Origin of the sequence: Pseudomonas orientalis (assembly GCF_002934065.1) — a bacterium.
Taxonomy (GTDB): domain Bacteria; phylum Pseudomonadota; class Gammaproteobacteria; order Pseudomonadales; family Pseudomonadaceae; genus Aquipseudomonas; species Aquipseudomonas orientalis_A.
This window is the reverse complement of sequence record NZ_CP018049.1, coordinates 326,279-347,616: the sequence shown is the minus strand read 5'-3', so window position 1 is coordinate 347,616 and position 21,338 is coordinate 326,279. Positions and strand designations below refer to the sequence as shown.

The window sequence follows — 21,338 nt, the reverse complement described above, 5'->3', positions numbered from 1 at the left end:
TATCACTTTCCGGTGTCGACTTTCTCCAAAAAAAACAAGGCCCGCGGACGACTGAACTGCCGCGGGCCTTTTCTTATTGGATGAGTCATGGCTGTCAGCCACAGGCGTTGGGCGCAATCCTATGCGCGCGTTGAACTATGTGTCAATTTCGTGAAGCACCCGTATTTAGGCTAAATAATTCTAAGCACAGACCTATTGCGCTTGGGTAACCGTCCAAAAATCCAACAGCCCCTGCAAAAAAACACACTAAGTAACAAATTAACCGACAATACGTTTGGGAATAGATCCCGTAAGCAAATGCAAAGCATTACCATTTGCGCGCTTTCTCATCCCTGACAATTCGGACACTTTTTCCCATGCCTGCCCCTCGCCTGACGCCTGTTCTTCTTGGGCTTTCTGCTGTGCTGTCTGCCGGTTTTGCCTGTGCTACCACAGTGTTGCCTGCCACCTCGATCAGCGCCGAACTCGACGAAGACGACCCACGCATCAAGCAAAGCACCACCGCCACGCGCACTGCGACCGCCGTGCGTTACGTACCCCAGGCGATCGATTCGGTGAAAACCGACAGCCTGCGCGCCTATGGCACCAACGATCTGGGCCAGGCGTTGAGCGGTATCCCCAACGTCAGCAGCGGTGCCGACACGCGCTTCGACAGCCTGCGTATCCGCGGTTTCGATGCGAGCAATGACTTCTACCTGGACGGCATCCGCGACGACAGCCAATACGTGCGTGACCTGCACAACATCGAGCGTATCGAGGTGCTGAAGGGCCCGGCAGCAGTGCTCTACGGGCGCGGCGGCCAGGGCGGGATCGTCAACCGTGTGAGCAAACTGCCAAGCCCCGGCCGCAGCTCCAGCCTCGAAGCCCAGGGCGGCAGCAACGATTTGCGCAGCCTGTACGCCGACCTGAGTACCGACCCCAGCGATAACATCAGCCTGCGCCTGAACATGGGCAACCAGGACAACAACAGCTTTCGCGATGGCGTCAGTGGCAACCGCCAGTTGTTCGCGCCGTCGATGAGCTGGCAACTCACGCCCGAGCTGAACTGGCTGGTGCAATACGAATACAGCCGCTACAACCGCACGCCGGACCGCGGCATTCCTGGCGTCAATGGGCGTCCTGCGGATGTGAGCCGCAGCACTACCTATTTCTCCAGCGGCGATTACATCGATGACACCTCCCAGTCCCTGCGCTCCAAACTGGCCTATGAGCTCAACGATAACTGGCAACTGCGCCACACCCTGGGCGTATTCAAGCTCGACAGCGATTTCGACAACACCTACCAGACCGGCTACGACGCGAGAACCAACACCGTCAGCCGCCAGCACTGGCAGCAGGACCTGACCACCCGCAACGTGTTCAACAACCTTGAACTGGAAGGGGGTTTCGATACCTTCGGGCTGGAGCACCGCCTGCTTACCGGGATTGAACTGGGCAGCCAGCGCCGCGACCCGAAACTCTACTCGGCCACCGCGCCCAATCGGGGCGGCCAGGCTGTACCGAGCCTGAATCTGCACCAACCCAACCGTCACCTCAGCCATACCGGGCGCATGAGCGTTTCGAGCGACAACCACACTGAAGTCGAAAGCCGCGCCCTGTACGTGCAGGATCAACTGCGTTTGAACGATCAGTGGCAACTGTTGGGCGGGCTGCGTTATGACCACTTCGAAGTGGACACCACCAACAAGTTGCTCAACACTCAACAGGACGTGAAAAGCCACAGCACCAGCCCCCGCGTCGGCCTGGTGTGGACGCCGCTGGAGCATCACTCCTTCTATGCCTCGTGGAGCAAGACGTTTTCCCCGGCAGGCGGCGGTTTGATCGGCATCACGCCGAACGCCGCCGGCAGCGTCAACGACCTGAGTCCCGAGCTGACCAAGCAGAAGGAAATCGGGGTAAAAAGCGATTGGCTTGACGACCGCTTGAGCACCACCCTGGCGGTGTACGAGCTTGAACTCTACAACCGCCGCACCAGCGACCCGCTGGACCGAACTATCACCCTGCTGACAGGCAAGCAACGCTCGCGCGGCATCGAGCTGACCGCCACCGGCAAGGTCGTCGGCCATTGGTATGTGCGCGGCGGCATCGGCCTGCAGGATGCCAAGGTCGAGGAGGACAACAACGGTTTCGAAGGCAAGCGCATCAGCGACGTGGCCAAGCGCAATGCCAGCGTGTTCATCACCTGGAAACCGGAGATGGGCTGGTATGCTGAAACCGGCCTGACCCTGGTCGGTGACCGTTATGCCGACAACCTCAACACGGTGGTATTACCCGGTTATGGCCGCTGGGACGCGCTGGCCGGGTTCCGCCAGAAAGAATGGGACGTGAGGGCTGCGCTGAACAATATCGCCGACAAACGCTATTACGCCTCGGCCACCAGCGTCGCGCAGATTCAGCCGGGGGAGCCGCGTAGCGTGGTGGTGACAGGCACCTACAGCTTCTAAAGCTTCGCGCGCGATGTGGCAGCTGTTCAGTGACTCATCAGCTCGCACAACACCTGCACCTCATCCTCCGTGAACAAACCCGCCGGGTAGCGTTCGCTCATCACGCTGCGCAAGTCAGGCTGTTGCCTGACTTGACGCGAGCCATTTTCCTTCAACCAGAGCCCCAGCGCGTGGATGGCATCGCCATCGACCCGTACCGGGTGGAACGTGCGCATATACATCGGGTTGATTTCGGCATTCATTTCAGCGCTCTCTCCTGCTGCGTGAGCGGCTAACGTACTCAAGGTATGTGACAGAACAACGCGGTCTTGACCTGAGTCCCTGTCGCCTCTCTGCGATACAAGAGCTATGCCAATGTCCCGTATTCACGGGTATTGAGACGCACAAAAGCCCGCGACCTTGCAGGGCCGCGGGCTTGCCTGGAACACCACTGTCACGCGGTGCTCACTCGCCATCAAGGCACTGTTACAACTGCACTCAATTTCTCTGCGGGGCGGGCTGCTGCTGGGTCAGGCAGTGTATGTTGCCGCCCCCCAGTAACAGTTCGCGGCCCGGCACCATCACTACTTCGTGTTGCGGGAACAGGTTCTGCAGGATCTGCTTGGCCTGGTGGTCCAGCGGGTCGTCGAAGCTCGGCGCGATGATGCCGCCGTTGACGATCAGGAAGTTCACGTAGGAGCCGGCCAAGCGCACGCTCGGATTACGTTCCTGGCTCCCGTCCACCGGATCGACACCGGCACATTCTTCCTCGGTGGCGTACAGCGGCCCTGGAATCGGCATCTTGTGCACCGTGAACGAGCGGCCCTGGGCGTCAGTGCTGCTTTGCAGTACGTCCATGGCGGCATGGCAGCGCGCGTAATTCGGGTCTTGCGGGTCGTCGGTCCAGGCCAGCAGCACTTCACCGGGGCGCACGTAGCAGCAGAAGTTATCCACATGGCCGTCGGTTTCGTCGTTGAACAGGCCATCCGGCAACCAGATGATCTTATCCACAGCCAGGTTGGCGCTGAGTACCGCTTCAATGGCTGCGCGATCCAGGTGCGGATTGCGGTTGCGGTTTAACAGGCACTCTTCGGTGGTGATCAGGGTACCTTCGCCGTCGACGTGAATGGAACCGCCCTCCAGCACAAAGCCTTCGGTGCGGTAACGTGAGGCGCGCTCGATCTCGAGAATCTTGCCTCCCACTTGTGAGTCGCGGTTCCACGGCGCATACAAACCGCCGTCAAACCCGCCCCAGGCGTTGAAATCCCAGTTCACACCGCGCACTTCGCCGCTGTCGTTGATCACGAATGTCGGACCGGTGTCCCGCACCCAGGCGTCGTCGCTGGACATCTCCACCACGCGGATATTCGGCACGTCGAGGCGGCTGCGGGCGTTCTCGTACTGGCCGGCGGAAACCGCGACGGTCACCGGTTCGAACCGCGCGATGGCTTTGGCCACGGCCACATGAGCCGCCTGCGCCGGCTTGCCGCCCAGGCGCCAGTTGTCCGGGCGCTCGGGCCAGATCATCCAGGTCTGGGTCTGTGGCGCCCATTCGGCGGGCATATGAAAGCCGTCGGCGCGAGGCGTGCTGTGCAGGGTGGTCATGACGATCAAGGCTCCGAATGGGGTGAAAGCCGACTTTATAACGGATAAATATCGGCTTTAGTAGCTAAAAAACAGGACTGAAAACAAGTCTGATCAAATGCAGTCGATAACAATCGACTTGTTACAACTGTTCGTCGAGCACCTTCGACAGCATGTCGACGAAAAAATCCACACTGCGCCGGGTAGTGACCATCGGCGGCTTGATCTTGAGGATGTTCAGGTAGTCGCCGGTCGGCTGCATGAATACCCCCAGTTCGCGCAGACGGTCGCATAACAGCGCCGTCTCCTGGGTCGCAGGTTCCAGGGTTTGGCGGTCGCGTACCAGCTCAAGCCCCAGGTAGAAGCCGGAACCGTGCACCGCACCGACTAACGGATGATGCTCAATCAACGCTTGCAGGCGTGTCTTGAAATATCCCCCCACCGCCTGGGCGTTTTCCCACAGTTTTTCTTCCTCCATCACATCCAGTACCGCCATGCCGATACGGCAACTGACCGGGCTACCGCCCGATGATGAGAAAAAATAGCCCTCTGCTTCCAGGGCCTCGGCAATGTCGCGACGGGTGATCACCGCACCCAGTGGCTGCCCGTTGCCCATGCCCTTGGCCATGGTGATGATGTCCGGCACAACGCCCTGCTCTTCAAAGCCCCAGAAAAAATGCCCCATGCGGCCATAGCCCACCTGTACCTCATCGGCGATACACACGCCGCCCTGGGCGCGGACCAACCCATAGACCTGCTGCAAGTAGCCCGGCGGCAACGAAATACCGCCGGCGTTGCCATACACCGGCTCGCAGATGAAACCCGCCAGCTGACGTTGGCTCGCGGCGATTTTCGCCAGGTTATGTTCCACGCTTCGTACATAGTCAGGCGCACTGTCCGGCCCGCGAAACTCGCCACGATAGGTATTCGGCGCCGTCACCGGGTGCACCCAGTCCGGGCGGCTGCTCAACGCCTGGGGATTATCGGCAATCGAGGTAGACACCGCGTCCGCCGCCACCGACCAACCGTGATAAGCCTCCAGCACACTGAGCATGTCGCGCCCGCCGCTGTAGGCCCAGGCCAGGCGGATCGCCAGGTCATTGGCCTCGGTGCCGCTGTTGACCAGAAATACCCGGTCCATGCCCTGCGGCGCCAGCGCCAGCAGGCGTTCGGAAAACTCGGCAATCGCCGCGTAGTGAAACCGCGAGTTGGTGTTGAGCAGTGACCACTGCCGCGCCGCCACCGCCGCCATGCGCGGGTGGCCGTGGCCCAGCACCGCCACGTTGTTGAGCATGTCCAGGTAGGAGCGACCCTGCATATCGATCAAGTGGTTGCGCCAGCCCCGTTCGATACGGGGCGGGTCGACGTAGTAATGCTTCTGCGAGCGGGCGAAGCTGGCGTCGCGCCGGGCCAGCAGCGCCTCGGGGTCCAGCTCCGGCTCGGCGTCGCAGGCCAACCCGAGCAGCGCCGCCGGTGACGGGCACAACGCCTGCCACGCCGCCGCCCTGGAGGGGGCACAGAACAGCGGGGCCTCAAGGTCGGCACGACACAGTTGCACGGTCAACGGCCCGTGGACTTCACCGAGTATCTGCCCTTTTACTACCACCGCACCGGGATTGAGCAGGGTTTTAACGCCCCATACGCGCAGGTTCAGTCGCTCGTCATGCACACACAGCAAGTCGTCAGCACCCTCGCGCAGGGTCCCTGCGAAAGGGGCTTCAACCACTGTGCCAGGGGGCAGATGCAATTCGACGTGAAGGGGAAACGTGTCCGGCTCCACAGCGCTGTCCGGACGGGTGCGCGACAACCGGTATTGCCCATAACGGCTGGCCGCCAGTCCATGCACCGCCGCAGCTTCGTCCAGCAATCGTCGATCAATGCCAGGCGTTTCCCAGTTGCCCGCCTCGAAATGCGGGCTGAGTACGCCCAGGTCGATCAAGGCGAATTCCCGCCCGACCAGCCCTGGCAGCAACGGGGCAAATTCCTGGGTGGTCAACTCTGCCAACGTCTCACCGACACCAGTGAGGATCGCCGCCTCCATCAATTCGAACGGCACCGATGTCGCGACGTGGAAAATTTCCCACTCATGCTCGGCGTTCTTCAACAGGTAGGCGTTATCAGGGTCCAGGCGTTGCTGCTGCTCGCTGCTCAGCACCAACACCGCGGCGCGGGCCACGATCAACGGCCATAGCGCGCGCAACTCTTCCCGCAGCAACGGCGTGACCGCGTGGCAGGCGCGGATCGCCGGCAGGATGGCAAACGGGTCGCCCTCGGCATGGTGCAGCAGCGCGGCGCAGGTGACTGACAGGTCGGCAATGCGCCAGGTATGCACCAGGTCGCCGAAATCGATTACGCCCTGGACCTGCCAGTGCCGCTGCGCATCACGCTGCCACACCACATTGTCGTCGGTGATGTCCATGTGCACGGCCTGCCAGGGCAAGTGCGCAGCCAAAGGTCCGATATGCGCCTCGATCTGCCCGGCGACCTGTTCCAGCGCGGCGCGATGGACGACGTCGGGCAAGGTCGCCAGCAAATGCTTGATCAACGCCTGCGCGTGGCGCGGGTCCCATTGCAGGGTGCGGTCCAGGCCGGGATGGGTGAACGTTGCCAGCGCCAGGCTCATTTGCCCGCACAGCTCGCCGAAGCCTGCGATCACGTCGCGCCCCAGGTGAGGCAAATGGGTCAGGGGTTGGCCGTCGATGTAGTCCAATAGCCGCAGGTGCAGGGGTTGCCCGTCGACGCTGACAGTCAGCAACTCCTCGCCATTGAGGGCCTTGATCACCTTGGGCACCCGCACCTGTACGTTTGCCTGCAGCGCGTTGAGGGCGGCATGCTGGGCCTGAAGCTCGATTGGCGCGTAGTCACCCCGGCAGATTTTCAGAACGAAGCGGCCCAAGGCGCTGTCAATCCTGAAGTTAAGGTCTTGTTGACTGCCCAGAGATTGCAATGTGCCACTAAGGCCGTAATGCTGCTCAAGCAGATGGGCCGCCTGCTCAAGGCTCAACTGGGGGCACGGCAGACTGGCACGATGGATCAATGTGGCAAGCAACATTGTGACGACCTCGGTTTTATCAGGCGTCTATATCGCCATTGTTCGGGGGCGTTAATCAACCCCTCCTGCTCGCCGCGCTTGCGCCCGCTCGATTCACAACTCAAGCTATGCTTCTTTCGCTTAATGTCCGTCTAAGGAAAAGGCCCTCGACATGCGCATTCTTATCACCGGCGGTGCCGGATTTATTGGCTCGGCCCTGATTCGGCACCTGATCCAGCACACTGAGCATGAAGTGCTCAACCTGGACAAGCTGACTTACGCCGGCAACCTTGAGTCGCTGGCCAGCATTGCGTCCAACAGCCGCTATGAGTTCGTCCAGGCCGATATCATCGACCAGGCCACCGTCAGCGCCGTACTGGCGCGCTTTGAGCCAGACGCGATCATGCACTTGGCGGCCGAGTCCCATGTGGACCGTTCCATCGACGGGCCGTCGGATTTTATCCAGACCAACATTGTCGGTACCTACAGCCTGCTGGAAGCCACCCGTGCCTATTGGCAGAAGCTGGCCGAACCGGCGAAGAGCGCCTTCCGTTTCCATCACATCTCCACCGACGAGGTGTACGGCGACCTGCACGGCGTGGACGATCTGTTCACCGAAACCACCCCCTACGCCCCCAGCTCGCCGTACTCGGCCAGCAAGGCAGCCTCCGACCATCTGGTCCGCGCCTGGCAGCGTACCTACGGCCTGCCGGTGCTGTTGACCAACTGCTCGAACAACTACGGGCCGTTCCACTTCCCTGAAAAGCTGATCCCACTGGTGATTCTCAACGCCCTCGCGGGCAAGCCGCTGCCGGTGTATGGCGATGGTCTGCAAGTGCGCGACTGGCTGTTCGTCGAGGACCACGCCCGTGCATTGCTCAAGGTGGTGACGACTGGGGTGGTGGGCGAGACCTACAACATCGGTGGCCACAACGAACAGAAGAATATCGACGTCGTACGCGGCATCTGTGCCCTGCTGGAAGAGCTGGCGCCACAGCGTCCGGCCGGCGTGGAAAAATTCACCGATCTGATCACTTTCGTCAAGGATCGCCCGGGCCACGACCAGCGCTACGCGATCGACGCCAGCAAAATCGAGCGCGAGCTGGGCTGGGTCCCGGAAGAAACCTTTGAGACCGGACTGCGCAAGACCGTGCAGTGGTACCTCGATAACCTGGAATGGTGCCGCAGGGTCCAGGATGGCAGCTATCAAGGTGAACGACTTGGCAATACTGACGTGAAGGATCTGATCGCATGATGAAGGGAATTGTATTGGCCGGCGGTTCCGGCACCCGTTTGCACCCCATTACCCTGGGCGTGTCCAAACAACTGTTGCCGGTGTATGACAAGCCGATGATCTACTACCCGATCTCGGTGCTGATGCTGGCGGGGATCAAGGACATCCTGGTGATCTCAACGCCAGTGGACCTGCCGCAATACCGCAACCTTCTGGGTGACGGCAGCCAGTTCGGCGTGCGTTTCAGCTATGCGGAACAGCCATCGCCCGATGGTTTGGCCCAAGCGTTCATCATTGGCGAGCAGTTCATCGGTGATGATCCGGTGTGCCTGATCCTGGGCGACAACATCTTCCACGGTCAGCACTTCGGTGATCAATTGCGCAACGCCGCGCAACGCCCATCCGGCGCCACGGTGTTCGGCTACTGGGTCAAGGACCCGGAGCGTTTCGGCGTGATTGATTTCGACAAAGAGGGCCGTGCCCTGTCGATCGAAGAAAAACCGGCGAAGCCTAAATCCAGCTATGCGGTGACCGGCCTGTATTTCTACGACAACGACGTGATCAAGATCGCCAAGGCCGTCCAGCCTTCGCCACGCGGCGAGCTGGAAATCACCGACGTCAACAACGCCTACCTCAAGCGCGGCGACCTGCACGTTGAACGTTTCGGTCGCGGCTTCGCCTGGCTCGACACCGGCACCCATGACAGCCTGCTGGAAGCGTCCACCTACGTGCAGACCATCGAGCACCGCCAGGGCCTGAAAGTCGCCTGCCTGGAAGAAATCGCTTACGAAAACGGCTGGATTGATCGTGACTATTTGCTGGAACGCGCCAAATATTTCGGCAAAACCGGCTATGGTCAATACCTTTATTCGCTCGCCGGAGAAACCAAGTGAATGTGGTTGAAACCTCGTTACCCGGCGTACTGATTCTCGAGCCAAAAGTGTTTGGTGATGAGCGCGGCTTCTTCTACGAAAGCTTCAACGCCAAGGCTTTTGAAGCCGCCACCGGGCTCAAGCGTAACTTCGTGCAAGACAACCACTCACGCTCGCAAAAAGGTGTGCTGAGGGGGCTGCACTACCAGCTCGAACACACTCAGGGCAAACTGGTACGTGTCACGTGCGGAGAAGTGCTGGATGTTGCCGTCGACATCCGTCGCAGCTCACCAAACTTCGGCCAATGGGTGGGCGTACGATTATCCGCGCAGAATCATCGCCAACTGTGGGTGCCCGAAGGTTTCGCCCACGGGTTTGTAGTGCTGAGCGACCACGCCGAGTTTCTGTACAAAACTACCGACTACTACCAACCGAGCGCCGAACGCAGCATTCTTTGGAATGACCCGACACTGGCAATCAACTGGGAGCTGTCCGAACCGCCGCAACTGTCCGCCAAGGACCAAGTCGGTAAACTGTTGATGGAAGCCGACTTATTCCCATGAAGATATTGATCACCGGCCAGCACGGCCAAGTCTCCCAGGCGCTGCAACAGCGGCTCCAGGGCCTGGGCGAGCTCATCGTGCTGGGCCGCGACCAGCTTGATCTGGCCGACGCAGCGCTTATCCGCCAACAGGTGCACGCTCACCGCCCCGACCTGATCATCAACGCCGCCGCCCACACTGCGGTCGATCAGGCCGAAAGCGAGCCGGACGCGGCCTTCGCCATCAATGCCATCGCCCCGCGCATTCTCGCCGAAGAAGCCAAGGCCCTTGGCGTCCCGCTGATTCATTACTCCACCGACTACGTGTTCGACGGCGGCAAACCTGCTCCCTACACCGAAAATGACCCGCCCAACCCCCTGGGTGTGTACGGCCAGAGCAAACTGGCGGGTGAACAGGCGATTGCGGCCGTGGGCGGCAAGTACCTGATTCTGCGCACCAGCTGGGTGTATTCGAGCCACGGCAAGAACTTCCTGCTGACCATGCAGCGCCTGCTGCAGGAGAAACCGCAGATGCGTATTGTCGCCGACCAGATCGGCGCACCGACGTGGGCCGGGACCATCGCCGACAGTACGCGTGCACTGATCGAGCGCTGGCAAGCCGGTGACGCCGGGGATTGGGGCGTTTATCACCTGACGGCCCAAGGTGAAACGTCGTGGTTCGGCTTTGCCCAGGCCATTGGCGAAGCCCTGCGCGTGGCAGGCAAACCCTGCGCTGAGCTGGAAGCGATCCCGTCGAGCGCCTATCCAACACCTGCCAGGCGCCCACTGAACTCGCGCCTCGATTGCAGCCGCCTGCAGCAGCAGTGGCATGTCAGCCAGCCGCACTGGCAGGATGCATTGCACGAGTGTCTTGCCAGGCAGCACTAGGCATAATGCGCCTGTACCCACAGGCGCACGATCCCCATGACCCCACCTCTTCCACGAAGACCCCGCTGGCGCAGCCTGGCCCTGTTGGCGTTGTGCCTGGCGCCGCTGCTATGGCCGCTGGAGCATCTGGCCGAGCGCTACTACCGCAGCGAGCTGGCCGGGCAGAACCGCCAGACCCTCGACCTGTACGTCGCCAACCTGCTGGGTACCCTGCATCGCTATGAAGTGCTGCCGCAGATCCTCGGTGACCTGCCGGCGTTGCGCACCGCGCTGGATGCACCGCAGATCAGCACCAACCTGGTCAACGCCAACCTGCTGCTCAAGGATGTCGCCGCCCAGGCCGGGGTGGAGGTGATGTACCTGATGGACACCACCGGCAAGACCCTCGCCGCGTCCAACTGGGATAAACAGGACAGCTTTGTCGGGCGCAACTTTTCCTTTCGCCCCTATTTCAGCGAAGCCATGGCCGGGCGCCTGGGGCGCTTTTTCGGGTTGGGCACCACCTCGGCCAAGCGCGGCTATTTCTTCGCAGCCGCCGTGCGCGATGACGAAAAAATCATTGGCGTGCTGGTGGTCAAGGTCGACCTGGACCACACCGAGAGCTTGTGGGGCAACACCCCGGAACAACTGCTGGTAACCGACCACAATGGCGTGGTGATCCTCACCTCGCGCCCGCAGTGGCGGTTCCGCGCCACGCGACCGCTGACCGCCGAAGAACGCCAGGCCATTATTGCCATACAGCCCTACCCGACCCGTGATCCGCAACCACTGAACCTCAGCAGCAGCGCCTGGCTGCGCCAATCCACCGCCATCGCCGAAACCGGCTGGAACGTGGAAATTCTTGCGCCCCAGTCCCTGATCAACCGCCCGGTGCGTACCGTGGTGGCCGTCGGCGGCGCGACGTTGCTGGTGCTGATGCTGCTGCTCGGCTTGATGATGCAGCGCCGTCGCCATTACCTGGAGCGCATCGCCTTCGAAGCCAAGGCCCGCCGCGAACTGGAAATGCGTGTGGCCGAGCGGACCAGCGATCTGGAGGGCCTGAACCGACGCCTGAAACAGGAAGTGCTGGAGCGCGAACACGCCCAGCAGGAACTGGTACGCGCCCAGGACGACCTGGTGCAGGCGGGTAAACTCTCGGCGCTGGGCACCATGTCGGCCAGCATCAGCCATGAGCTGAACCAGCCCCTGGCAGCGATTCGCAGCTACGCGGAAAACGCGGAAATCCTGCTCGACCATGAGCGCACCGCCGATGCGCGCGGCAACCTCAAGTTGATCAGCGAACTGACCGGGCGCATGGCGTCGATCATCGCGCACTTGCGCGCATTCGCTCGCCGCGACCGCCACGCGCCGGAAAGCGTGGCGCTGCAACCTGCGCTGGACGATGCGCTGGCCTTGCTGGGCAAACGGCGGCGCTCGATGGAAGTGGAACTGATCCGCGACTTACCCGAAGCGACCCTGTGGGTGCAGGCCGGTGAAACCCGTCTACGCCAGGTGCTGGGCAACCTGCTGGCCAATGCCCTCGACGCCCTCACCGAAAAAGGCCCGCCACGCAAACTGTGGCTGAGTGCCCAAACAACCGACCAGGGCGTCAACCTGTATATCCGCGACAACGGCCCGGGCTTTTGCATGGAAGCCCTGGGCCGCGCCAGCGAGCCGTTCTACACCACCAAGACACGCACCCAGGGCCTGGGCCTGGGCCTGGCCATCTGTGAAACCCTGATGCGTGCGTTCGGCGGCGAGCTGCTGTTCGCCAACCACAAGGAAGGCGGCGCGCTGTTAACCTTGAAATTGCGCGCCGGCTCGCCGGGCGTCAGTGTGCAACCGTCCGAGGACCGCAGTGTATGAGTATCGATAACCAGATTCAGGTGGTGCTGATCGACGACGATCCCCATTTGCGTCAGGCGCTATGCCAGACCCTCGACCTCGCCGGGCTGAAAGTGCTGACCCTGGGCGAAGCCAGCGGCCTCACCGCGCGCCTGTCGCGGGACTGGCCGGGCGTGGTGGTCAGCGATATCCGCATGCCCGGCATGGACGGCCTGGAGCTGCTCGCCGAACTGCACGGCCAGGATCCGGACCTGCCGGTGCTGCTGATCACCGGCCACGGCGACGTGCCCCTGGCGGTGCAGGCCATGCGCGCCGGCGCCTACGACTTCCTTGAAAAACCCTTCGCCAGCGACGCGTTGCTCGACAGCGTGCGCCGCGCCCTGGCCTTGCGCCGCCTGGTGCTGGACAACCGCAGCCTGCGTCTGGCCCTCAGCGATCGGCAGCAACTGAGCACACGCCTGGTCGGACATTCGCCGCAGATGCTGCGCCTGCGCGAGCAAATCGGTGCGCTGGCGGCGACCAAAGCCGATGTGCTGATCCTCGGCGAAACCGGCGCCGGCAAGGAAGTGGTCGCCCGGGCCTTGCACGATCTTTCGAACCGGCGCAGCGGCCCGTTCGTGGCGATCAACGCCGGCGCGCTGGCCGAGTCGGTGGTGGAAAGCGAACTGTTCGGCCATGAACCCGGCGCGTTTACCGGTGCGCAGAAGCGCCGTATCGGCAAGTTCGAATTCGCCAACGGTGGCACGCTGTTTCTTGATGAAATCGAAAGCATGAGCCTGGACGTGCAGGTCAAGCTGCTGCGCCTGTTGCAGGAGCGGGTGGTCGAGCGCCTGGGCGGCAACCAGTTGATCCCGCTGGACATCCGCATCATCGCCGCCACCAAGGAAGACCTGCGCCAGGCCGCCGACCAGGGCCGCTTCCGCGCCGACTTGTATTACCGTCTCAACGTCGCGCCGCTGCGCATTCCACCGCTGCGCGAACGTGGCGAAGACGCGCTGATGCTGTTCCAGCACTTCGCCGACGAAGCCAGCAGCCGCCACGGCCTGCCGCTGCACGAGTTGCAACCGGGACAACGCGCCCTGCTGTTGCGCCACAGTTGGCCGGGCAATGTGCGCGAGCTGCAAAACGCCGCCGAACGCTTCGCCCTGGGCCTGGAACTGGCTCTGGACAGTACGCCGGACGATCCATCCACCAGCACCCTGACCTCCACGCCTGGCGGTTTGAGCGAGCAAGTCGAACAATTCGAAAAAAGCCTGATCGCCGCCGAACTGACCCGCCCCCACAGCTCCCTGCGCAGCCTCGCCGAAGCCTTGGGCGTGCCACGCAAAACCCTGCACGACAAACTGCGCAAACACGGCCTGAACTTCGCCGACAGCGCCAACCACAGCGCAGACGACGAATGACCCTGTCCACCCGCCAAGAGGCCGCCATGAGCCGCGACAGCCGTTACCTGGAATCCATCCTCCATCACGACATCCCCCTCACTCGGGAAATGGGGCTCAAGGTGCTCGACTGGCAACACCACCAGCTGCAACTGCATCTGCCCTTGCAAGCCAATATCAACCACAAGAGCACCATGTTTGGCGGCAGCCTCTACTGCGGCGCCGTCCTGGCAGGCTGGGGTTGGTTGCACCTGAGACTGCGCGAAGACGGCATCGAAGACGGGCACATCGTGATTCAGGAAGGACAGATCAGTTATCCGTTGCCGGTGACGCAGGATGCGACGGTGATTTGCACGGCACCGGAGGAGAAGGTGTGGAAGCGCTTCGTGGCGACCTACAAACGCCATGGCCGGGCGCGGTTGGCGCTGGACACATGGATTGTGAATCAGGGCAGTGAAGACCGCGCAGTGACTTTTACCGGCCAATACGTCCTGCACCGCTAGCCGCCATCACACAAAGCAAATGTGGGAGGGGGCTTGCCCCCGATAGCAGTGTGTCAGACAACCCGCTTCTGACTGTTACACCGCAATCGGGGGCAAGCCCCCTCCCACATTTTTAATTTGCGCAGGTCTTAAGACCTGGCCAGGCTCAACAGGCGCTCGCGCCATGCCGCCTTGGCCGGCAACGCCAGAAAGAACGGGTTCAGCAACGATTCCCGCGCCGGGTAGCTGAACGGCTTGCCGTTCAACTCCAGCACCTCGCCCCCCGCCCCTTCCAACACACCTTGCGCCGCCGCGGTATCCCACTGCGACGTCGGCGCCAGGCGCGGATAGCAATCGGCACTGCCCTCGGCCAACAGGCAGAACTTCAACGAACTGCCGATATTCGCCAGTTTCAGCTCGCCCAAACCCTGGCTCAACCCCTCCAGCAAACGCTCCTGCTCCGGGCTGGTATGCCGGCGGCTGGCAACCACAGTAAAGGCTTCACCCGCAGCCGGAGTCTGGCGCACCTGGATCTGCCTGGGCGCGGCATTTACATCCGAGCGCCAGGCTCCCAGGCCCGCGCCGCCGAAGTAGCAACGACCGCTGGTGGGCATCGAGACCACGCCGAACACCACACGGCCCTGCTCGATCAAGGCAATATTGACCGTGAACTCTTCACTGCCGCTGATGAATTCCTTGGTGCCGTCCAGCGGGTCCACCAGCCACCAACGCTGCCAGCCGGCGCGCACGCTCTGGTCGATATCGGCGTCTTCTTCGGACAGCACCGGAATGCTCGGGTCCAGCGCCGTGAGACCGGCGAGAATCAGATGATGCGCGGCCAGATCGGCGGCCGTCACCGGCGAATCATCCGCCTTGGAGGTCACCGCCACATCGGCACGCCAGTACGGCAGGATGGCTTCACCGGCCTGGCGCGCCAGTTCAATGACCGGCGCGATAAACGGATGGCCCAGAAACAATTCGCTCATAAGGTGAACACCCCACGCTGGGTCAGCAGGTCCCGTACCAGATACAACGCGGCCAGCGCCCGGCCCTCGCTGAACTGTTCGTTCTGCGCCAGCGCCGACAGCTCACGCAGGTTGACCCGCTCCACGCGCATAGGCTCAGGTTCATCGCCTTCCAGGCGCTCTTCGTACAGATCAGTGGCCAGCACCACCTGGATTTTCTGGCTCATGTAGCCGGGCGACAGCGACAACTCGGTGATATGTTCCAACTGACGTGCGCCATAGCCAGCCTCTTCCTTGAGTTCACGGTCCGCCGCAGCCAGCACATCCTCGCCAGGCTCGATCAAGCCTTTGGGCAAGGACAACTCATATTCATCGGTGCCACCGCAGTACTCTTCCACCAGCAGTGCATGATCGTCGTCGATCATCGCCACGATCATCACTGCGCCATAACCGGCACCACGGCCCACCAGACGTTCGTAGGTCCGTTCAACGCCATTGGAAAAGCGCAATTGCACTTCCTCCACGCGGAACAAACGGCTACTGGCGACTATTTCGCGGGCGAGGACGGTGGGTTTCTGGCGCATAAACGGCTCCTTGGCGTGATCGGGTTACTATACCGTGGCTTTTCCGATTGTCTGTGTCGGATATCTTTACTTACATGAGAACGCCCCATGCCCTCTTTGCCCTGGCACGCCATCGACACTGTCCTGCTGGACATGGACGGCACCTTGCTCGACCTGCATTACGACAACCACTTCTGGATGGAGCACCTGCCGCAACGCTACGCCGAGCTGCACGGCGTGAGCCTGGCCATGGCGCAAATGGAATTGCAGCCGCTGTTCGAGCGTAACGCCGGACAGTTGCAATGGTATTGCCTGGATTTCTGGAGCGCAGAACTTGCAATCCCCGTGCGCGAACTCAAGCTGGAAACCGCCCACCTGATTGCCCTGCGCCCGGACGCCGATACTTTTCTGGCAGCGATCAAACAGGCCGGCAAGCGCGTGATCATGATCACCAACGCTCATCGCGATTCGTTGTCCTTGAAGTTGGAGCGCATCGAGTTGGCGCCGTACTTCGAACGACTGATCAGCTCTCACGATTACGGTTTTCCCAAGGAGAACCCGCAGTTCTGGGCAGCGCTGCAAGCTGACATCGACTTCGACCCGGCCCGGAGCCTGTTTATCGACGACACCTTGCCGATTCTGCGCAGTGCCAGGGATTTCGGGGTAGGCCATTTGCTGGCGGTCAAAGAGCCCGACAGCAAAAAGGGCCCCAAGGACACCGCAGAGTTCGCAGCCGTCGGGAATTACCGAGAACTTATTACCGGGCTTTGAGCGAGCGTGGGAGGGGACACGCCCTAATACCAATCTGTAGGAGCGAGCTTGCTCGCGAAAAACGTCAACGATAACGCGTATTTCCTGAATAAACGCGGTGCCTGTGAGTTTTTCGCGAGCAAGCTCGCTCCTACAAAAGGGCGAGCTTGCTCGTTTTATCCTGCGTATTACTCAGGGATACGCAGGGTCTGGCCTGGGTAGATCTTGTCCGGGTGCGACAACATCGGCTTGTTAGCCTCGAAAATCTTGTTGTACTGGTTGGCGTTGCCGTACACCGCCAGGGAAATCGCGCTGAGGGTGTCGCCTTTTTTCACGACCACGAAACGCGCAGCGGCAACGACCGGGCCGGAGACGGTGAGCTTGTCTTCAACACTGCCGACACCTTCGATATTGCCAGCCGCCAGGATGATTTTTTCTTTCTCTTCCTGAGTCGCGACTTCACCCGTCAGCGTGACTTTGTCACCCTCAACGGTCGCCTGCACATTCGGATTTCCAAGGCCAACCTTGGAGATGTGGTCCTTCAACTGCTCACTGGCGTTTGCATTACCCGGCGTCAGCAGATCAATCAATTTCGCGCCTGCTTCCTTAACAAAACTGAAAATACTCATAGTGCGCTCTCCTTGGGTTTAAGTGCCTGATGCCCAAGACTAGACCAGTCCCGGGGATTTGGGTTCCAGGTCGCTGCTGGAGGAAAAAACGAACCTTGATCGACGCCATCTATCAATACATCAATACTGGCAATTAGACGCGACCCTTTGTCGCGCCTAGTCTGAACACTGATCAATCCGCCGGTGGTATTGCCCCATGAACGCCAAGCGCCCCACCTGCGCGGCGCCCGCCCTCGAAACGCCAGCGCCCGCCGCCAGCCAGAGCTATCAGTACAGCAATCTGGAACACACCGACGTCGGCAGCACTGCGCTGGCCGAAGAAGTGGCGTTGGCGATTGCCTACAACGATATCAGCCAGGCCGTCATGCTGGTGACGCCGACCGACCTTGAGGATTTTATCGTCGGTTTCAGCCTTGGCAGCGGCATCATCCGCGACGTTAGCGACATATACGATCTGAAGCTCAGTGGCTCGGGTTCCACCCAGTATGCTCAGGTACAGATTTCCAGCCGTGCATTCTGGAACCTCAAGCAACAGCGCCGCCAATTGGCCGGTACCAGCGGCTGCGGCTTGTGCGGTGTCGAAGCGGTGGAGCAGGCCTTGCCCGACCTTCAGGTGCTGCCCGGCGCGCCCTTGCCACCGGCCGAATGGCTCGATGGCCTGCGCCAGCGCATCAGTGCGTTCCAGCCCCTGGGCCAACACAGCGGCGCCGTGCATGCGGCGATCTTTATGAACGACCAGGGCGAGTTGCTGATGGGCCGCGAAGACATCGGCCGGCATAACGCCCTGGATAAATTGATCGGCGCGCTGATTCGCCAAGAAATTCCGACCGACGGCGGCCTGGCGATTGTCACCAGCCGCTGCAGCCTCGAATTGATCCAGAAAGTCCTGCGCGCGGGCATCCAGACCCTGGTCAGCCTGTCGTCGCCCACCGGCCTGGCCCTGCAATGGGCGCGCCGGCATAACCTCAATCTCATCCACCTGCCGCAGAAAAGCGCGCCGCGGGTCTACAGCCCTGCGATGGAGTACCAGCCATGAGCCTTCACCACCAAGCCGACCAGACCCCAACCCCACGCTATAAGCCCTATAAAGGCCCGGCCGGCGGCTGGGGGGCATTGATCAGCGTGGCGCAAGCCTGGCTGACCAGCGACAACGCGCTGAAAAACCTGCGCATGATGCTCAAGACCAACCAGAACGGCGGCTTCGACTGCCCAGGCTGTGCCTGGGGCGACTCGCCGGAAAGCGGCATGGTCAAGTTCTGCGAGAACGGCGCCAAGGCCGTCAACTGGGAAGCCACCAAGCGCCGCGTGGACGCAGCGTTCTTCGCCAAGCACAGTGTTACCGCGCTGCTGGAGCAAAGCGATTACTGGCTGGAGTATCAGGGCCGTCTCACCGAGCCGATGCGCTACAACGCCGAGACCGACCGCTATCAGCCCATCAGTTGGGAAGCCGCGTTCGACCTGGTCGGCAAGCACCTCAATGCCCTGCCAAGCCCGGACATGGCCGAGTTCTACACCTCGGGCCGCGCCAGCAACGAAGCCGCCTACCTGTATCAGTTGTTCGTGCGCGCCTACGGCACCAACAACTTCCCCGACTGTTCGAACATGTGCCACGAAGCCAGCGGCGTCGCCCTGGCACAGAGTGTGGGCGTGGGCAAAGGCACCGTGACCTTTGATGACTTCGAACACGCCGACGCGATTTTCGTCTGGGGCCAGAACCCCGGCACCAACCACCCGCGCATGCTTGAACCACTGCGCGAAGCGGTGAAACGCGGCGCCCAGGTGGTGTGTATCAACCCCCTGAAGGAACGCGGCCTGGAGCGCTTTCAGCACCCGCAACATCCGCTGGAAATGCTCACCAACGGCGACAAGCCGACCAACACGGCGTATTTCCGCCCGGCGCTGGGCGGCGACATGGCCATCCTGCGCGGCATGGCCAAGTTCCTGCTGCTATGGGAGCGCCAGGCCCTGTCCGAAGGCAAGGAAGCCGTGTTCGATCATGACTTCCTCAACGAACACACCGTGAACGTACTGGACTATCTGGGCCAGATCGATGACACCTCATGGGAGGAAATCGTCGAGCAGTCCGGCCTGACGCTGGTGGAGATCGAGCAAGCCGCGCGCATGTACGCCAAAGGCAAGAACGTGATCATGTGCTGGGCGATGGGCATTACCCAGCACCGTCACTCGGTACCGACCATCCAGGAAATCGCCAACCTGATGTTGCTGCGCGGCAACATTGGCCGCCCGGGCGCGGGCCTGTGCCCGGTGCGCGGCCACAGCAACGTGCAGGGCGACCGCACCATGGGCATCAACGAACGCCCACCGGTGGCGTTCCTTGACTCACTGGAGCGTCGTTTCCAGTTCCAGGTGCCGCGTACCAATGGGCACAACGTGGTCGAAGCCATCCACGCAATGCTCGAAGGCCGCGCCAAGGTGTTTATCGGGCTGGGCGGCAACTTCGCCCAGGCCACGCCGGACAGCACCCGCACTTTCGAGGCGCTGCGCAACTGCGACCTGACCGTGCAGATCAGCACCAAGCTCAACCGCAGCCATCTGATGCACGGTAAAGACGCCCTGATCCTGCCGTGCCTGGGCCGGACCGACATCGACATTCAGGCCGACGGCCCGCAAGCAGTGACGGTGGAAGACTCGTTCAGCATGGTCCACGGCTCCAATGGCCAATTGCAGCCGCTGTCGAAACTGATGAAGTCGGAGCCTGCGATCCTGGCCGGCATCGCGGCCGCGACCCTGGGCAGCAAACCGGTGGATTGGAACTGGCTGGTCGCCGACTACCGCCGCATCCGCGACCTGATCGCCGATACCATTCCAGGCTTCAAGGACTTCAACGAAAAGATCAAACATCCCGGCGGCTTCTACTTGGGCAATTCGGCCGGTGCACGCCGCTGGAACACCCCGTCGGGCCGCGCCAACTTCCGGCCGAACGTCCTGCCCAAGGACCTGATTCATGAGCGCACCCACGCCACAGGGCGGGTGCCGGACCTGATCATGCAGTCGATGCGCTCCCACGATCAGTACAACACCACCATCTATGGCCTGGACGATCGGTATCGCGGGGTCAAAGGGCAGCGGGACGTGCTGTTCGTCAACGAGGCCGACATCATCCGACTGGGCTTCAAGCCGGGGCAGAAGGCCGACATCATTTCGTTGTGGGAAGATGGCCGTGAGCGCCGTGTGAAAGGCTTTACCTTGCTGGCATTTGATGTTCCGGCCGGGCAGGCAGCGGCTTACTATCCGGAAGTGAACCCGCTGGTGCCACTGGAAAGCACGGGCGACGGTAGCCATACGCCAACCTCGAAGTTCGTCGCGATTCGTCTGGAAGCGGCGAGTGACACTGGGCTGATCATGGCGCGCTCGGCCTGACTTAATCGGCAGACAAGCCACCTTCCACGCTTGGATTACATCTCAAATGTGGGAGCGGGCTTGCCCGCGAAGAGGCCAGCACTTTCAGCACACATTTTGCGGGCACAAAAAAAGCCGCTTTTACCTAAAAGCGGCCGTTCCGAAGTAACTAAAGACTCGTAAAAACAACTTAAGTTCCCCATACAAAACAGCAACTTAGCAAATTGTATACAACTGCTGCCGCTGGTCGGATTTCGATTGTCAGCGTCTCGATACAACCTCAGGATCGCGCCGTCATCCCCTTGAGGTTTCCCTGAATGAAGTTCTCCTCGATTCTCTTGTTGTCCCTTGGCCTGGTCAGTGGCGCAGCCATGGCCGGTGGCACCACCGAAGCCGGTGTGGGCGGCGCATTGGGCGGGGTTCTAGGTTCGGTTGTCGGCCAGCAGTTGGGCGGCAACACCGGTTCCACCATTGGCGCAGCGCTGGGTGGTGCGGGCGGTAGTGCGGTCGGCGCCGACAAGCGCAGCCGTGGCGAAGCCGCCATTGGCGGCGCACTGGGCGCAGCCGGCGGCAACGTGGTAGGCCGCAGTGTCGGCGGCGGCACCGGCGCACTGATCGGCTCGGCGGCCGGCGGTGGCGCAGGTGGCGCGCTGGGCAACTACATGGGCAACAAGAGCGATGACGATGACCGCCGTTATCGTGGCCGTGACGACCGTCGCTACTATCGCGATGACCACCCAGGCCGCGGTCATGCCTATGGGCATCGCAAGAACAAACACAAGCGCCATCATCGCTATGACGACTAAGGCC

The 21,338-nt window shown here is 61.6% G+C and carries 18 protein-coding genes; 12 read left to right on the top strand and 6 right to left on the bottom strand.

Annotated features, from left to right (window positions below):
* Positions 1–356 precede the first annotated feature (356 nt).
* Positions 357–2,444: a TonB-dependent receptor gene (locus BOP93_RS01450; protein WP_104501308.1), complete on the top strand. Its 2,088-nt coding sequence runs from the start codon at positions 357–359 to the stop codon at positions 2,442–2,444.
* Positions 2,445–2,470: 26 nt separating this feature from the next.
* On the opposite strand, the gene BOP93_RS01445 is transcribed toward BOP93_RS01450, so the two are convergent.
* From BOP93_RS01445 to BOP93_RS01435, 3 genes are all read right to left on the bottom strand, one after another.
* On the bottom strand, positions 2,471–2,686 hold the full coding sequence (locus BOP93_RS01445; protein WP_057725459.1) for a hypothetical protein: 216 nt from the start codon (positions 2,684–2,686) through the stop codon (positions 2,471–2,473).
* Positions 2,687–2,921: 235 nt separating this feature from the next.
* Positions 2,922–4,028 (bottom strand): agmatine deiminase, encoded by a 1,107-nt coding sequence (aguA, locus tag BOP93_RS01440; RefSeq protein ID WP_057725458.1) that lies wholly within the window; start codon positions 4,026–4,028, stop codon positions 2,922–2,924.
* Between the two features lie 121 nt (positions 4,029–4,149).
* A complete protein-coding gene (locus BOP93_RS01435; protein ID WP_104501307.1) occupies positions 4,150–7,059 on the bottom strand; it encodes an aminotransferase in 2,910 nt (969 codons plus the stop codon).
* Positions 7,060–7,210: 151 nt separating this feature from the next.
* On the opposite strand from BOP93_RS01435, the gene rfbB reads away from it, so the two are divergent.
* From rfbB to BOP93_RS01400, 7 genes are read left to right on the top strand one after another with little or no spacing between them, the layout of a single operon-like run.
* Complete coding sequence (rfbB, locus tag BOP93_RS01430) at positions 7,211–8,293, top strand: dTDP-glucose 4,6-dehydratase (protein ID WP_032894082.1); 1,083 nt, start codon at positions 7,211–7,213, stop codon at positions 8,291–8,293.
* Positions 8,290–9,165 (top strand): glucose-1-phosphate thymidylyltransferase RfbA, encoded by an 876-nt coding sequence (rfbA, locus tag BOP93_RS01425; protein ID WP_104501306.1) that lies wholly within the window; start codon positions 8,290–8,292, stop codon positions 9,163–9,165. The genes rfbB and rfbA overlap by 4 nt, the downstream gene beginning before the upstream one ends.
* The gene (rfbC, locus tag BOP93_RS01420) at positions 9,162–9,707 is read left to right on the top strand and encodes a dTDP-4-dehydrorhamnose 3,5-epimerase (RefSeq protein ID WP_104501305.1); all 546 of its coding nucleotides are present in this window, start codon (positions 9,162–9,164) and stop codon (positions 9,705–9,707) included. The genes rfbA and rfbC overlap by 4 nt, the downstream gene beginning before the upstream one ends.
* On the top strand, positions 9,704–10,573 hold the full coding sequence (gene rfbD, locus BOP93_RS01415; RefSeq protein ID WP_104501304.1) for a dTDP-4-dehydrorhamnose reductase: 870 nt from the start codon (positions 9,704–9,706) through the stop codon (positions 10,571–10,573). The genes rfbC and rfbD overlap by 4 nt, the downstream gene beginning before the upstream one ends.
* Before the next feature lie 36 nt (positions 10,574–10,609).
* Positions 10,610–12,418: a sensor histidine kinase gene (locus BOP93_RS01410; RefSeq protein ID WP_104501303.1), complete on the top strand. Its 1,809-nt coding sequence runs from the start codon at positions 10,610–10,612 to the stop codon at positions 12,416–12,418.
* A complete protein-coding gene (locus BOP93_RS01405; RefSeq protein WP_065883196.1) occupies positions 12,415–13,800 on the top strand; it encodes a sigma-54-dependent transcriptional regulator in 1,386 nt (461 codons plus the stop codon). Before BOP93_RS01410 ends, BOP93_RS01405 begins: the two co-directional genes overlap by 4 nt.
* A gap of 26 nt (positions 13,801–13,826) precedes the next feature.
* Positions 13,827–14,282: a thioesterase domain-containing protein gene (locus tag BOP93_RS01400; RefSeq protein WP_104501302.1), complete on the top strand. Its 456-nt coding sequence runs from the start codon at positions 13,827–13,829 to the stop codon at positions 14,280–14,282.
* A gap of 128 nt (positions 14,283–14,410) precedes the next feature.
* Here BOP93_RS01400 and cysQ read toward each other — a convergent pair whose 3' ends face one another.
* Both cysQ and nudE read right to left on the bottom strand, forming a co-directional pair.
* Positions 14,411–15,247, bottom strand: coding sequence for a 3'(2'),5'-bisphosphate nucleotidase CysQ (cysQ, locus tag BOP93_RS01395; protein WP_104501301.1), 837 nt, complete (start codon positions 15,245–15,247; stop codon positions 14,411–14,413).
* Positions 15,244–15,810, bottom strand: a complete 567-nt coding sequence (nudE, locus tag BOP93_RS01390) for an ADP compounds hydrolase NudE (RefSeq protein WP_104501300.1) — start codon at positions 15,808–15,810, stop codon at positions 15,244–15,246. Before nudE ends, cysQ begins: the two co-directional genes overlap by 4 nt.
* A gap of 87 nt (positions 15,811–15,897) precedes the next feature.
* On the opposite strand from nudE, the gene yrfG reads away from it, so the two are divergent.
* The gene (gene yrfG / locus BOP93_RS01385) at positions 15,898–16,560 is read left to right on the top strand and encodes a GMP/IMP nucleotidase (RefSeq protein WP_104501299.1); all 663 of its coding nucleotides are present in this window, start codon (positions 15,898–15,900) and stop codon (positions 16,558–16,560) included.
* Positions 16,561–16,727: 167 nt separating this feature from the next.
* Here the strand turns inward: yrfG and lysM are convergent, their stop codons facing one another.
* Complete coding sequence (gene lysM, locus BOP93_RS01380) at positions 16,728–17,168, bottom strand: peptidoglycan-binding protein LysM (protein ID WP_104501298.1); 441 nt, start codon at positions 17,166–17,168, stop codon at positions 16,728–16,730.
* Positions 17,169–17,364: 196 nt separating this feature from the next.
* Here lysM and fdhD point away from each other — a divergent pair, with 196 nt between their 5' ends.
* The 3 genes from fdhD (at position 17,365) to BOP93_RS01365 (ending at position 21,334) form a co-directional block, all read left to right on the top strand.
* The gene (gene fdhD / locus BOP93_RS01375) at positions 17,365–18,204 is read left to right on the top strand and encodes a formate dehydrogenase accessory sulfurtransferase FdhD (protein ID WP_104501297.1); all 840 of its coding nucleotides are present in this window, start codon (positions 17,365–17,367) and stop codon (positions 18,202–18,204) included.
* Complete coding sequence (locus tag BOP93_RS01370) at positions 18,201–20,549, top strand: FdhF/YdeP family oxidoreductase (RefSeq protein ID WP_104501296.1); 2,349 nt, start codon at positions 18,201–18,203, stop codon at positions 20,547–20,549. Before fdhD ends, BOP93_RS01370 begins: the two co-directional genes overlap by 4 nt.
* A gap of 296 nt (positions 20,550–20,845) precedes the next feature.
* Positions 20,846–21,334 carry a glycine zipper domain-containing protein gene (locus BOP93_RS01365; protein ID WP_104501295.1) on the top strand — a complete coding sequence of 163 codons (489 nt, stop codon included), beginning with the start codon at positions 20,846–20,848 and terminating at the stop codon, positions 21,332–21,334.
* Positions 21,335–21,338: the final 4 nt, after the last annotated feature.